The sequence below is a fragment of the Bacteroides sp. OM05-10AA genome (assembly GCF_003439055.1).
Taxonomy (GTDB): Bacteria; Bacteroidota; Bacteroidia; order Bacteroidales; family Bacteroidaceae; genus Bacteroides; species Bacteroides intestinigallinarum.
Genome location: NZ_QSUR01000018.1, coordinates 1 through 14,567 on the forward strand (window position 1 = coordinate 1; position 14,567 = coordinate 14,567).

At 43.5% G+C, this 14,567-nt stretch carries 13 protein-coding genes; 11 read left to right on the top strand and 2 right to left on the bottom strand.

Translation table 11 applies throughout. The features are described 5' to 3' along the window. Positions 1-104: 104 nt before the first annotated feature. Positions 105-1,283, bottom strand: coding sequence for an aminopeptidase C (locus DXB58_RS14780; RefSeq protein ID WP_009000605.1), 1,179 nt, complete (start codon positions 1,281-1,283; stop codon positions 105-107). A 556-nt stretch (positions 1,284-1,839) separates the two neighbouring features. Between DXB58_RS14780 and DXB58_RS14785 the strand changes: the two genes are divergently transcribed. The 11 genes from DXB58_RS14785 (at position 1,840) to DXB58_RS14835 (ending at position 13,676) form a co-directional block, all read left to right on the top strand. Next, positions 1,840-4,596 carry a transglutaminase domain-containing protein gene (locus tag DXB58_RS14785; protein ID WP_122137367.1) on the top strand — a complete coding sequence of 919 codons (2,757 nt, stop codon included), beginning with the start codon at positions 1,840-1,842 and terminating at the stop codon, positions 4,594-4,596. 82 nt (positions 4,597-4,678) lie between these two features. Then, positions 4,679-5,116 carry a hypothetical protein gene (locus DXB58_RS14790; protein WP_009000607.1) on the top strand — a complete coding sequence of 146 codons (438 nt, stop codon included), beginning with the start codon at positions 4,679-4,681 and terminating at the stop codon, positions 5,114-5,116. Between the two features lie 102 nt (positions 5,117-5,218). Beyond that, positions 5,219-5,773 (top strand): 4Fe-4S dicluster domain-containing protein, encoded by a 555-nt coding sequence (locus DXB58_RS14795; protein WP_004301919.1) that lies wholly within the window; start codon positions 5,219-5,221, stop codon positions 5,771-5,773. 2 nt (positions 5,774-5,775) lie between these two features. Next, entirely contained in the window at positions 5,776-6,642 is an 867-nt protein-coding gene (locus DXB58_RS14800) for a CoB--CoM heterodisulfide reductase iron-sulfur subunit B family protein (RefSeq protein WP_032853828.1), read from the top strand. Continuing rightward, a complete protein-coding gene (locus DXB58_RS14805; protein WP_004301921.1) occupies positions 6,630-8,630 on the top strand; it encodes a CoB--CoM heterodisulfide reductase iron-sulfur subunit A family protein in 2,001 nt (666 codons plus the stop codon). Before DXB58_RS14800 ends, DXB58_RS14805 begins: the two co-directional genes overlap by 13 nt. Before the next feature lie 14 nt (positions 8,631-8,644). Continuing rightward, positions 8,645-9,118: a hydrogenase iron-sulfur subunit gene (locus tag DXB58_RS14810; RefSeq protein WP_004301922.1), complete on the top strand. Its 474-nt coding sequence runs from the start codon at positions 8,645-8,647 to the stop codon at positions 9,116-9,118. Next, on the top strand, positions 9,111-9,911 hold the full coding sequence (locus DXB58_RS14815; RefSeq protein ID WP_117936606.1) for a 4Fe-4S binding protein: 801 nt from the start codon (positions 9,111-9,113) through the stop codon (positions 9,909-9,911). Before DXB58_RS14810 ends, DXB58_RS14815 begins: the two co-directional genes overlap by 8 nt. A gap of 9 nt (positions 9,912-9,920) precedes the next feature. Next, positions 9,921-10,934: a 4Fe-4S dicluster domain-containing protein gene (locus DXB58_RS14820; RefSeq protein WP_122137368.1), complete on the top strand. Its 1,014-nt coding sequence runs from the start codon at positions 9,921-9,923 to the stop codon at positions 10,932-10,934. Further along, positions 10,927-11,769 carry an FAD/NAD(P)-binding protein gene (locus DXB58_RS14825; protein ID WP_122137369.1) on the top strand — a complete coding sequence of 281 codons (843 nt, stop codon included), beginning with the start codon at positions 10,927-10,929 and terminating at the stop codon, positions 11,767-11,769. Before DXB58_RS14820 ends, DXB58_RS14825 begins: the two co-directional genes overlap by 8 nt. 246 nt (positions 11,770-12,015) lie before the next feature. Next, on the top strand, positions 12,016-12,447 hold the full coding sequence (locus tag DXB58_RS14830) for a hypothetical protein (protein ID WP_009000610.1): 432 nt from the start codon (positions 12,016-12,018) through the stop codon (positions 12,445-12,447). Positions 12,448-12,461: 14 nt separating this feature from the next. Next, the gene (locus tag DXB58_RS14835; protein ID WP_004301928.1) at positions 12,462-13,676 is read left to right on the top strand and encodes a sodium ion-translocating decarboxylase subunit beta; all 1,215 of its coding nucleotides are present in this window, start codon (positions 12,462-12,464) and stop codon (positions 13,674-13,676) included. A gap of 118 nt (positions 13,677-13,794) precedes the next feature. On the opposite strand, the gene DXB58_RS14840 is transcribed toward DXB58_RS14835, so the two are convergent. Beyond that, a complete protein-coding gene (locus DXB58_RS14840) occupies positions 13,795-14,550 on the bottom strand; it encodes a copper homeostasis protein CutC (protein WP_122137370.1) in 756 nt (251 codons plus the stop codon). Positions 14,551-14,567 lie beyond the last annotated feature (17 nt).

Below are 14,567 nucleotides of genomic sequence, written 5' to 3' on the forward strand. Positions count from 1 at the left end.
CGAAAGTAGGAAGAAAACTACTTCGTTTTCCTCCTACTCGATTGTTATATAGATAAAAGGATCTATGGAACAATCACGTCCCGCTTGGAGTGATACCATGCGGCTTATTGGATTCCGAGTTTCTTCTTCAATTCCTTTGACAGAGAATCTTTATGTACCATGACACAAATAGTTTTGGCACGTACATAACTTTCAGACATATTCAGATAACCTCCGGACTTGTTGCTTTCTGCTCCCCAGGAATTCTTGGTAATGTAATATTTAGTACCATTCTGGTCTTTTACAATGCCGGTGATGTGCATCAGGTGGTCATCGGTTGTTACAAACTTCTCGTAACCATCCTGGCGGATTTCCGGTGTTACATTGATTTCCGGATAAGGATGCTCGAACTTGAAAACTTCATCCATACGCTGATATTTAGGCATAGCTTCAAAACGGGCACGATCAGTAGTTGAGTAATCTTTCACATCCTCTACTTGCGGATTGATGGCGATTCCGTTTTTGAAAGAGAAACCCTGTTCGCTGACGTCACCATCCCAGCATACGGTATATCCCTTGTTCAATGCATAGTCGATAGCCCCGATTAGTTCGTCCAGCGGAAGATTATACATCGGTTGATTCTCCCAGTTGTCGGGCACTTCAGGTGAGAAGGTTTCATAATAAGGTTTATGAGTGAAACTGGTCAGCTCGATATAATCATCCATGTTCAATCCCAAACTTTCAGTGAAAGATTGAGGCGTATATTCCTTTCCTTTATAAGTAAACTTTTCAGGAAGCTTGCCCAAATAAATATCGAACAGATTGTTGATGAGCGCATCATATTCCGGAGTACGCTTTTTAGAAGCAATATTTGCATCCACCAATGCTTTGAGGTAGCGTGACAGTGCTCCGTGGTTATGATCTTTGCTGTCGTTTAGCAATCCGGTGTATACTTCTTCCGGAACGATTCCCGCTTTCTTATAAGCGTTTTTGAAAGTGTGCGCCAAACTTCCTTCCCCAATGCTTCCTTTACCACGACGCAGATAATTATCTTCGATCTGATTCATGTACTTCTGACGGACGATAAACATTTCCGAGAGATCATATTCTCCTTTTCCCATACGGAGCAGTTCCGACTCCATAAAAGAAGCAGTGGCAAAGCACCAGCAGGTTCCTGTGGAACCCTGATCTTTAACAGGTGTTGCTTTGTGAGATACAACGGTTGTGAATTCATAACCGGGTGTTTGTGCAAAAGAGGTTACGGCCAATAAAAGCAGCGCAACCGACATAAATAGCTTTTTCATAATGTGTTTTATTATCTTTCTTCTGCAAATGTATAAAAAAAAGCGAGGATACTCGAAAGTTCCTCGCTCTATTTATTATAATTAGTGTGCTTATTTACATGGCAACCTGCTGTGACAGCAGTTTTTGTAGTTTACCGTTCAAGGTCTGACACATAGCACCATTTCCCATTGCTTGATAGCGTTTAATACGGTACTGTAACATCATAATTTTTTCATTTGCATTCTTTTTCATAATTTGTTTCCTCTTTTTTTGCCCTCCACGTTTTGAAGAGCGGTTTTACATCTTGTTTTCTCTAATAACACTGCAAAGATACGAATTGTTTTTGAATTATATGCTGTAAAACATAAAAATCTTCTTTTTCTTTTGAATTTTCTTTTTATAAGGGTTCGAACACGGTCCATGTTACAAACCTGTTACAAAATGCCCGTAATTCTCCGTCGATGACAATATTATTCTTATTTATCACATTTTTATGTACTTATCTAGGCTTTCAGAAAATATTCTTGTATTTTTGTCAGTCAGCAACCTTATTATTAGAATAAACCAAACACTCGTATGAAAACATTCACCCATCTTTTGTGCGTCCTGATTTTGTCAATTGTGCTGTTTGCTTGTAACAATGCTCACTTTCTCAAAGAAGAAGCCTACCGGAATCAAGTGATTCAAGACTTTGAACTGAAAAAACAGGCACTCCCTCATGGAGATTTATTTGCGATCTTTGCCGATTCTGTTTTGTCGGTCTATGAGCGCGAAGCATTGATGTTTCTCTATGCTTATATGCCGATAGGAGATGTGACGGACTATCCGGGAGATTATTATCTGGAGAATGTACGGCTGTCGAAGCAGACGCGTGGCGAGATGCCTTGGGGAAAAGAGATTCCCGATGAAGTGTTCCGTCATTTTGTTCTGCCGATCCGGGTGAATAACGAGAATCTGGACGATTCCCGTCGTGTGTTTTATGGCGAGCTGAAAGACAGGGTGAAGGGGCTGCCGATGAAAGAGGCTATATTAGAGGTGAATCACTGGTGTCATGAGAAAGTAGTCTATCGTCCGAGTGATGCGCGTACCAGCTCACCATTAGCGTCCGTCAAGACGGCTTATGGGCGTTGTGGTGAAGAGTCTACATTTGCGGTGGCTGCTCTCCGGTCGGTTGGTATTCCGGCACGTCAGGTGTATACGCCTCGTTGGGCGCATACGGATGATAATCATGCTTGGGTGGAAGCATGGGCGGACGGACATTGGTATTTCTTCGGTGCCTGTGAGCCGGAGCCGGTTTTGAATCTGGGATGGTTCAATGCTCCTGCCAGTCGGGGAATGTTGATGCATACGAAGGTCTTCGGGCGTTATGACGGTCCGGAGGAAATGATGCTTGAGACACCGAATTATACGGAAATCAATGTAACGGAGAATTATGCTCCGACTGCAAAAGCATCGGTGACGGTGAGAGATAAGAATGGACAACCTGTTGCCGGAGCAAGAGTGGATTTTAAAGTATATAACTATGCGGAGTTTTATACAGTTGCTACTAAATACACTGATGCCAATGGTCAAGTATCATTAACAGCCGGTAAGGGAGATATGCTGGTATGGGCTTCCGATAAGGGAACATTCGGCTTTTCCAAGCTATCTTTCGACAAGCAACCGGAATTGACATTGACACTTGATAAAAAGGAAGGAGATATTTTTGAAGAAGATATTGATATCGTTCCTCCCGTTGAGAATCCTGTTTTGCCGGAAGTAACGCCGGAGCAACGGGCAGAGAATGATCGGAGAATGATGCAGGAGGATTCGATTCGTAATGCTTATGTCGCTACTTTCCCAACTGCGGAACAAGCTGATTCTATTGTATCCTGTTTGAAAGGAAAATTAAGTTCGTTTGCCGGGAAGGCACTGGCTTCTTTCTTGTTGGATTCAAGAGGGAATCATGATGTATTGGTTCGTTTTCTGAATGAGGCAGACCGACAGGGAAAATTGATGAAAGGTGCGGCTTTATTGTCCATACTTACTAAAAAAGATCTTCGTGATGTGCGTTATGAAGTGTTGATCGATCATTTGTTGAATACGAAAGATGTTGATACCTATTTGTATGACTGTGTCATACCGCCCTTTCACTGCATGGATGCTTCGACTGAATATGTTTATGACATTCTTGCTCCCCGTGCTTCAACGGAGGCATTGACACCTTATAAATCTTTCTTTCAGTCTAAGTTCTCTGAAGCGGAAATGGATACTTTCCGGACTCGCCCGCAAGCTTTAGTTGAATGGGTGAACCGTAATATTACGATTGATGAAGAAAATAACTTCCAGCGTATCCCTATTTCTCCGGAAGGGGTTTGGCGTGCGAAGGTGGCGGATTCATATTCACGGGATCTGTTTTTCGTAGCATTGGCGCGTAGTATGAATATCGGTGCTGATATAAGGAGTACAGACGGGCGTGTAAGATATGTAAGTTGGCCTGAAAACAGGTGGGGAAGCGAATTCATGGAGGTTGATTTCGATAAACAAGAAGCAGTGGAGGCATCCAGGGGGATTTATCATTTTTATGAAGGTGATAAGGCAATTGCTCGTGATGATAAGAGAGTTAAGTATTATAGTAAGTTTACCATTTCCAGGTTGCAGGAGGGCAGACCGGAATTGATTAGTTATGAAGAACAAGATCCCAGATTGAGAAATATGGGGGTATTGGATGCCGGATATTACTTGTTGGTTACCGGTACGAGACTTGCCGATGGAGGTGTGTTGGCGAGAATTTCTTCTTTTGTATTGCCTGCACAGAAAGATGAATTCAAACCTGTAGCGACAAAAGTACCCTATCATTTGCGTGAATCCGGAGAAAAGGTTGCTGTTATCGGTAATTTCAATTCCGAATCGCTTTTTACGCCGGTGGAACGAATAGGAGAGAAAGTGATGCCTTTGGCACGACAAAGTATTTTGCAAACCTGTGGACGTGGTTATTTTGTAGTGGCTGTTCTCGGAGCAGGGCAGGAGCCTACCAATCATGCGTTAAAAGACATAGCCGCTCTGGGCAATGACTTCGAACAGTGGGGACGCAAAATGGTCTTTCTTTTTCCTTCGGAAGAACAATACAAGAAATTTAATGCTGCCGAATTCAAGGGACTTCCGTCTACTATTACTTACGGTATTGATACTGATGATAGCATTCGGAAAGGAATTGTGCAGGCTATGAATTTGAATAACTCCATTCTGCCAGTCTTTATTATTGCCGACACATTCAATAGGGTAGTCTTTGTCTCTCAAGGATATACGATCGGTTTAGGTGAGCAATTGATGAAAGTTGTACATGGATTATAAGAAAAAATCAGTATGAATAATCGTTAATTATTGCTCTTGATGTGCTTTTTTCGAAAAAGAATGATTACGTTTGCAGCAAATTATGACTAAGTATATTTTTTGCATATTAGCATGCGCATTTCTGGTGTTGGGACTTAGCAATGTTTCCGATAAAGAATTGCAGGGATTTCAGAAAGAAACTGAAATCTCATCTAATTGTATGCAATATACGGCAGAGTCATCTTGTCGCATCTCTTCTGCCGACCTCAATAAGTCAAGTAAAGTATCGCATTCGCAGTTTGTTGACGAGACATCTAATTGTAAAGTCAGTGACTGTATTTTTGATAATATCTCTTTTCCGAGAAGCATTGTTCCTTTCAAGAACTTGAAGTTCAATACAAATACTGTGATTATACAGATATTGAGCTCTCTGAATGTTCTGCTTCCGGAAAACCGTTTGGGTCATACCGATCTTGATGTCAATTACACTAAATATTCGTGTAAGTACTACGTCTACACATTGGCGCATATTCTCATTTAGACAATATTCTTTTCTTTTGGTTGGGTGAGGTGTGTCTTATTCTGATACCTCTCTGCCACTCTTTCCTTTATTTTTATTATTATCTATTTTATTCATGTCAACATGGAAAACAAAGAATGTATTTCCTATGACTTGGAACAAAAGACGGGTATTGATGTGTCTTATTGCTACCAGTGTGGCAAATGTACGGCCGGATGTGTGTTATCAGAGGAGATGGATTATGCTCCCAGCTATATTCTCCGGTTGTTACAGACAAAAAATGCTCAAAATGACCGTCGCGTGTTAAGTTCCAACGCCATTTGGATTTGCTTGAATTGCGAAAACTGTATTGCCCGGTGTCCCAAAGAAATAAACATTCCTGAAGTGATGGACTACCTGCGTGAGAAATCCCGGAAAGAAGGATGCATTAGTAAAGAGTCACGCCCTGTTGTAGCTTTCCATTCCGCTTTTCTCGAATCAGTGAAAAGAACAGGAAGACTCTACGAAGTGGGATTGGTTGCAGGTTTTAAAGCCCGCACTTTACGTCTGACACAGGATTTGAATGTGGCTCCTGTTATGTTCGTCAAAGGGAAGCTCAACCTCCTTCCGGAACGGGTAAAAGATGAGAATAAGATCAAAAAGATATTTGCACAAACCATTGAAAAGACTCAAAAGTAGCTATGAGAATCGGTTTCTATCCGGGATGTTCGCTAAACGGAACTTCTCGTGAATATAATGAATCAGTCAAAGCACTGGCACAGGCGATGGGACTCGAACTGATCGAGTTGAAAGACTGGAACTGTTGCGGTGCAACGGCTGCTCACTCCATGAGCAAACAATTGTCTCTTGCCTTACCTACCCGTGTGTTGGCTTTGGCAGAACAACAGGGATTTCAAGAAATCGTTGTCCCCTGCGCTTCCTGTTACAATCGTTTGAGTGTTGCTCAATACGAATTAATGCACAATGAAGCATTGAAGGATGAAATACTGACTACAGTTGGAATGCGCTACCTCGGTAATGTGAAAATATTGAATGTCATCCAGATGATAGAGAAATATATGCTGGATGCATTAAAAGAGAAGATAGTACGTCCTTTTGCTCATCAAGTGGCTTGTTACTATGGCTGCTTGCTGGTGCGTCCCCATAAAATATTAAACTTCGACCGTTTGGAAGATCCGCAAAGCATGGACAAAATCATGTCTCTGATTGGTGCCACTCCTATTGACTGGGCTTTCAAAACGGAGTGTTGCGGTGCGGGCTTGTCCGTTTCTCGCACAGACCTTGTAGGACGTCTCTCGGGAAATATACTGAAAGATGCTGACGACCGGGGAGCGGAAGCCGTGATTGTGGCTTGTCCGATGTGTCATTCTAATTTGGATATGCGTCGCCCTGCTATCAACCACTATCTGGCAAAACCTGTTACCATACCGGTTCTTTATATCACACAGGCTATCGGACTGGCTGTCGGACTGACTCCCAAGGAATTGGGACTGGGACGTCATTTTGTAGCTGTAAATTTGAAGGAGGCGGAAGTATGTCTAAAATAGGAGTTTTTATCTGCCATTGCGGTGAAAATATCAGTGCAACTGTCGACTGCGAAAAAGTGGCCGAGGCGGCAAAAGAAATGGAAGGCGTTGCCTATGCCATCGATTATAAATATATGTGTTCCGATCCGGGACAGACATTGATTAAGAACGCCATTAAAGAATATGGATTGGATGGCGTTGTCGTTGCTGCCTGTTCTCCGCGAATGCATGAACCTACCTTTCGGAGAGCATGTGCGGAAGCCGGATTGAATCCTTATCTGTGCGAGATAGCTAATATTCGTGAGCATTGCTCTTGGGTACATGAGAAAGGGGAGGCAACTACCCGTAAGGCTGTCGATATTGTCAAAAGTCTGGTTGAAAAGGTAAAGCGGAATCATCCTTTGGTTCCCATTCAGGTTCCTATCACCAAAAAAGCACTGGTGATTGGAGGAGGAATTGCCGGAATTCAGGCAAGTCTGGACATCGCCAATTGCGGACATCAGGTCATTCTGGTAGAGAAAGAACCGTCCATCGGCGGACACATGTCACAACTTTCGGAAACTTTTCCTACATTAGACTGTTCGCAGTGTATTCTTACTCCCCGAATGGTGGAAGTAGCGCAGCATCCGAATATCACTCTTTATACGTATGCCGAACTGGAGCATGTGGAAGGATTTATTGGTAATTTTAAAGCTAGTATACGCCTGAAAGCGAAGAGCATTGATGAGAAATTATGTACCGGTTGCGGACTTTGTACGACTAAATGTCCTAACAAAAAGATACCGAGCGAATTTAATGCCGGTTTGGGAATGCGTACAGCTATTTATGTTCCTTTTCCGCAAGCAGTGCCCAATAAACCGGTGATTGATAAAGAACATTGTACCCATTATCGCAATGGTAAATGCGGAGTCTGTGAAAAGCTATGTCCTACGGGGGCTATCCGTTTCGGACAAGAGGACCGTATTATCACCGAAGAAGTCGGAGCGATTGTAGTAACTACAGGATTCAATGTGTTGAATACAGACTTTTTCCCCGAATATGGATATGGAAAATACAAAGATGTCATTACCGGATTGCAGTTTGAGCGTCTGGCATCGGCTTCCGGTCCTACATTCGGAGAGATTCGCCGTCCGTCTGACGGACAGATTCCTCAAAAGATTGTATTTGTAGCCTGTGCCGGTTCCCGTGATCCGGCCAAAGGAATTCCTTATTGCTCTAAGATATGCTGTATGTACACAGCCAAACATGCGATGCTTTATCAGCACAAGGTACATGGTGGCGAATCGTACGTGTTCTACATGGATATTCGTGCCGGAGGAAAGAATTATGAAGAATTTGTGCGTCGTGCCATTGAAGAGGATGGAGTGAATTACGTCCGTGGTCGCGTCGCCCGTATATATGAGAAGAACGGTAAATTGATTGTTAAAGGAGTAGACACCCTGTTGGGAGCATCACCTGTTGAGATAGAAGCTGACATGGTAGTGCTTGCCACAGCGGGAGTTGCCAACAAGGGAGCGGAAGAACTGGCGCAGAAGATGCACATTTCTTATGACCCTTATCAGTTCTTTGCCGAATCTCACCCCAAACTGAAACCGGTGGAAACGAATACAGCCGGAATCTATCTGGCAGGAGCTTGTCAGGCGCCGAAAGATATTCCCGAAACAGTGGGAATGGCTTCGGGAGCCGCTGTGAAAGTAGCAGGATTGTTTTCACAGGCAAATCTGGTTCGCGAGCCGTTGATAGCCGTTGTCAATCGTACTGCTCCTCCGTTATTCAGTACTTGCGTAGGATGTTTCATGTGTCAGACAGCTTGTCCTTATCAGGCTATCGAACGTGAAGAAATAAAAGACAGGAATGGAAATGTAATAAAGACAGTTGCTAAAGTAAATCCCGGACTTTGTCAGGGTTGTGGTACCTGTGTTGCTTTCTGCCGTTCCAAATCTATTGATATACAGGGATATTCCAATGAACAGGTCTATGCCGAAGTGATGGCATTGCTGAACCATTAAAAAGAGAGTAAGCTATGAACGAAAATAAGATCGAGAATAATCAGGAATTTGAACCGCGCATTGTAGCTTTTGTCTGTAATTGGTGCACGTATGCCGGGGCAGACCTGACAGGTACGAGCAGGTTGAAGTATGCGACTAATGTAGAAATTGTCCGCTTCCCCTGTACAGGAAGAATTGACTTTATGTTACTGTTGAAAGCCTTTGCCGGAGGTGCTGATGGAATTATCGTTTCGGGTTGTCATCCGAATGACTGTCATTATACATCCGGAAACTTCCACGCACGTCGTCGTTGGATTGTATTCCGCGGACTGCTCGACTTCCTGGGTATTGATGTACGTCGTATCCGTTATTCATGGGTGTCGGCGGCAGAGGGAGCCAAGTGGGCTGATCTGGTGAATGAGACAGTTGCCGGAATCCGTGAACTGGGACCTTATCTGGAGTATCAGAAAGCTTCGGACTATTTGGAAAAGGAGGCTATCTATGAGTAAACTGACAGAAAAAGCAGTTGCTTTGTTACAAGAAGGAGAAGTGAATCTTGTGATAGGCTATGAAGAAGGAAATCATGGAACACGTCCTCTCTTTTGCCGGCAGGCAGAAAATGCCGACAGACTGATACTGGACGACCGTTGCACGAATAATATTGCAGTTTATCTGACAAAACGGGAATTAACAGGAACAGGCAAAGTGGCTATAACAGCTACGGTTCCGGCATTACGGACGATTGTTCAATTGGCATTCGAAAACCAGTTGAAAGAAGATAATCTTCTGGTATTGACCGTTGACGGACATGGAGAAGTTATCCAGTTTAAAGGATTCGATGAAATAAAAACATATCTGGCAGACTTTCCCTTGACTATTAGTGAGGAGAATCTCCAACTGATTGATCGTCTGAAAAAGATGAGTCGTGAAGAGCGGTGGAAATATTGGATGGAGGAAATGTCGAAATGCATCAAATGCTATGCTTGCCGGGCTGCCTGTCCGTTGTGTTATTGCAGCCGATGTATTGTGGAGGTCAATTGTCCGCAGTGGGTACAACCCTGGTCTGCTCCGCTGACAAATATGGAGTGGCAGATTAACCGCGTGATGCACATGGCAGGACGTTGTATCGGTTGTGGCGCTTGTAAGCAAGCCTGTCCGGTGGGTATTCCTCTTCATTTGATGACACAAAGTATGATGGAAGACATTCAGGGCGAGTTCGGGGTTGCTCCCGGTGCTATCAATCCTGCGGGAAATGTACTTTCTACCTTCAAGGCAGAAGATAAAGAGAACTTTATACATTAAAAGAAAGTAATGGAAAATCTACATATCAGTAAAAGCAGTCTGCAAGAATGGTTTCACCAGATGGTGAAAAAGGAAATGCATATTTTTGCTCCTGTGCATTCAGGAGATAAAGTAGACTTCAAAAGAGTGACTTCTTACGATGAGGTAGCGACGGACTATGTGCAGACTACCCAGTCGGCTAAACGCTTTGCGTTCCCGAAAACAGAAGTGCTGTTCTCTTATCAGAAAGACGGGAAAGAAGCTACTTTGCAGGAAGCGGATATTAATGCAATTCCCGAAACGATTCTCTGGAAAATCCGTCCTTGTGATGCAGCAGGGTTTGCACCCCTTTCCGGTATTTTTAATTGGGATTATAAAGATAAACTATACAATGCCCGGCGGGAGAAAATGACATTAATCAGCTTCAGTTGTGCACAATGCGATGAATCATGTTTCTGTACTTCCGTTCACGGGGGCCCCGGTAATACTGCCGGCAGTGATATTCAGATTACGGAGTTGCCGGATCAGAGTGCATTGGTGGAAGTCTTGACGGCAAAAGGCAAAGCATTGGTTAAATTCTTTGTGAAAGAATATACACCTGCCGAAGAAATAGATAAGGAAGAATATCTGGCATCCGTTCCCACCCGTTTCAATGTTGATAATGTACGTGAGAAGTTGGCGGGAGCATTCGACAGTCCTGTTTGGAAACAACAGTCCGAACGCTGTTTGGGATGTGGCGCATGCGCTTATGTTTGTCCAACTTGTGCCTGTTTTGATATTCAGGAAGATGCCAAAGGTTCGTCCGGTCATCGTGTCCGTTGTTGGGATTCTTGCGGCTTTTCGCTATTTACCCTTCATACGTCCGGACATAATCCGCGTCCGACGCAAAGCGCCCGTTGGCGTCAGCGCATTTTGCATAAGTTCTCCTATATGCCTGAACGGATACAGGAAACCGGTTGTACCGGATGCGGACGTTGTTCGCGTGCCTGCCCGGTAGATATGAATATACTTGAACACTTAATATCGATATCAAGCCATGAATGAGCAGTCGAATATATATCTTCCGCACCTGATGGTGATTGAGAAGATAACCCATGAAGCTCCGGGAGTGAAGACTTTACGGTTAAGATTTAAAGACGAGAAGGAAGGAGAAGCCTTCCACTTCAAAGCCGGACAGTTCGGTGAATACTCTGCGTTTGGTGAAGGAGAGTCAACTTTCTGTATTGCTTCGTCGCCTACTCGTAAAGGATATATCGAGTGTACATTCCGTCAGGCAGGACGGGTGACTACCGGACTTGCCAAACTGGAAGAAGGAGCTACCGTTGGTTTTCGAGGACCTTTCGGAAACACATTTCCGTTGGACGAGTGGAAAGGAAAGAATCTGTTGTTCGTTGCAGGTGGTATAGCGCTTCCGCCGATGCGTTGCGTCATCTGGAATGCATTGGACAGGCGGGAAGATTTTAAAGATATAACGATTGTTTACGGAGCCAAGTCTGTTAACGACCTGGTATATAAAGAAGAGCTGAAAGAATGGGAAAACCGTCCGGATGTCAATCTGATAACTACGGTTGATCCCGGGGGGGAGACTCCCGACTGGACAGGAAAAGTCGGTTTTGTACCTTCGGTGCTTGAGGCTGCTGCACCTGCCAGTGCAGATACTGTGGCAATAGTTTGCGGACCTCCTGTGATGATAAAGTTCACTTTTCCTGTATTGGAGAAGTTAGGCTTTGCCGATGAGAATATTTATACCACCCTGGAGAACCGGATGAAATGTGGTGTTGGAAAATGTGGACGGTGTAATGTCGGGAAGTTGTATGTCTGCAAAGACGGTCCCGTATTTACCAAAGCCCAGTTGAATGATATACCTCCTGAATACTAATGATAAGGTATTCAAGGATTAAAATATTGTGTTTTCCGTTGTGAAACGGGAGTTACGTCGTATAAAAGCAAGGATATATACCGAAGTGATTTCAGGCAAATAATATCCGCCGATTGTTTTTATATGGTGATGAGGAATGCCCAATGGGATTAACTTTCATGTGTGTCTAAATTTTATAATGGTTTCACCATTGGGCGCCTCTTCTTTATTTTGAATATGATTGTACAACCTAATTTTTATATTACTATGATTCATTTATTACTGTCTACTCTTGCGATGATGGGGCTTACTTTCCTCATCGGTTTTTTTGTCGCTGCGGTCATTAAGTTGATTGCTTATGCGGCTGATTCATTTGATTTTTATAGTTCCCACCGTTTGGAGCTACTCCGGTTACGACGCTGGCGGCAGCATCGGCAGAAGGTGGAAAGATTAGTCCGGCAGATACCTATTGCAGATGAAGATGCTTTAGGTGATTCTCGTGAAGACTACAGTAAGGGGATTGACAGGAACTTCACCGGTTACGCTGGCTATTATCATGGCGTGAGTCCGGGAGCTTCGGAAAATAATTTAATGAATTACTATTATTCACAGGATACTCGTGAATTCTTTCTGCGGGAAGAAGAGCAGGCACATGTCAATAAGAAGAACTCAAAGAAACTTACTAACAACAAACAATAAAAGGAAACTAATTTATGGAAAATATAGATTTTGCTACCTTATTTCAAGGTATTGGTACAATGATGGCAAGCGGATGGGTACTTGCTTCTGCAAGAGTTTTTTTGGCACTACTCGGTCTGTTACTGATCTATTTAGGTTGGAAAGGTATTCTCGAACCTATGGTGATGATCCCTATGGGACTGGGAATGGTAGCTATCAACTGTGGAACACTGATGATGCCCGACGGTACACTGGGTAACCTCTTTCTTGATCCGATGCTTTCAGATACGGATCAATTAATGAATACCATGCAGATAGATTTCCTGCAACCTGTTTACACTCTGACGTTTAGTAATGGGCTCATAGCCTGCTTTGTCTTTATGGGTATCGGGGCACTTTTGGATGTTGGATTCCTGCTTCAGAAACCATTTGCAAGTATATTCCTTGCTCTGTGCGCAGAACTGGGCACTTTCCTGACAGTTCCTATTGCTTCTGCTCTCGGCCTGACTCTCAAAGAAAGTGCATCAGTGGCTATGGTAGGTGGAGCAGACGGACCGATGGTATTGTTTACTTCACTGGCATTGGCAAAGCATTTGTTTGTGCCTATTACGGTGGTTGCCTATCTTTATTTAGGATTGACTTATGGAGGCTATCCTTACCTTGTGAAGCTGCTGGTTCCCAAACGTTTCCGTGCTATTAAGATGGTGACAAAGAAAGCTCCGAAGAATTACGATGCCAAAGTGAAACTGGCTTTCTCTGCTGTTCTTTGTGCTATTCTCTGTTTCTTATTCCCGGTAGCTTCTCCTTTGTTCTTCTCTTTGTTCTTGGGGGTTGCTGTTCGTGAGTCGGGTATGAAACATATTTATGATTTTGTGAGTGGTCCGCTGCTTTATGGATCGACTTTTATGTTGGGCGTGTTGCTGGGTGTACTTTGTGATGCACATCTGCTGCTCGATCCTAAGATATTGAAACTATTAGTATTAGGCATTGTAGCATTATTACTTTCCGGTATCGGAGGAATAATCGGAGGATATATCATGTATATTATTAAACGGGGTAATTACAATCCGGTCATCGGTATTGCGGCTGTTAGCTGTGTGCCGACTACCGCAAAGGTTGCACAAAAGATTGTAAGCAAAGATAATCCGGACTCATTCGTCTTGGGAGATGCCTTGGGAGCTAATATCTCGGGAGTAATTACTTCGGCTATTATTACAGGTATTTATATTACGGTGATTCCTTATTTATAAATAAAGGTATAGCAGTTTTTCTTGATACCGCTGGTGGTAATGCAAAATAGAAATGGTGAACAAAAGGCTTAAAGCTGTATGTTCACCATTTCTTAGTATATAGTAGACAGGCGATAATTTACATTCCTTTATATAAAGCCTCCACTGTTTCTTTGACTCTTCGCACGGAAGTCACATTTCGTTCGTACTCGTTGATATGTACTGTTCCTCCCATTGAGACAACTTCATTTCTGAATTTCATTTCACTTTGAATACTTTCGTGTGCCGAAAAATGAAACTCATTGATTCCGGTTCCTGCCGCAATCCGCGCAATATTATTTTCATTTACTCCACAGCCGGCGAGTAACGTAATTCTTCCCGCAGCCAGTCCCTGCAATTCTTTTAAGAGACCGATACCTTGTTCAGCCGTAGGTTGCTGACCGGAAGTCAGAATACGGTTGCATCCCAGCTCTATGATCTCCTCCAATGCCTTTTGAGGATTGCGACATACGTCGAATGCCCGGTGAAAGGTGACTGACAGCCCTTTGGCGGCTTCCATTAGAATCTGCATCGATGTCAAGTCTACTTCGCCGTCTGCTGTCAGACAGCCGAATACAACTCCGTCTGCCCCTAGTTTCCGTGCGATTTCGATGTCTTTCAGCATTGTTCTGATTTCCATATCCGAATAAAGAAAATCTCCTCCACGTGGCCGGATGATAACATGCAGGCGGGTATGAGTCAGTACTTCTCTTGCGATGGCTATCTCACCATAGGAAGGGGTTGTCCCGCCTTCCGGTATTCCGGCACATAATTCCACGCGGTTGGCACTACCTTCCTGTGCAGCTAGGCAGCTTTCCACTGAATTCGTACAAATCTCAATTTGAAACTTTTCCATAGTCGTGTATTAAAAAA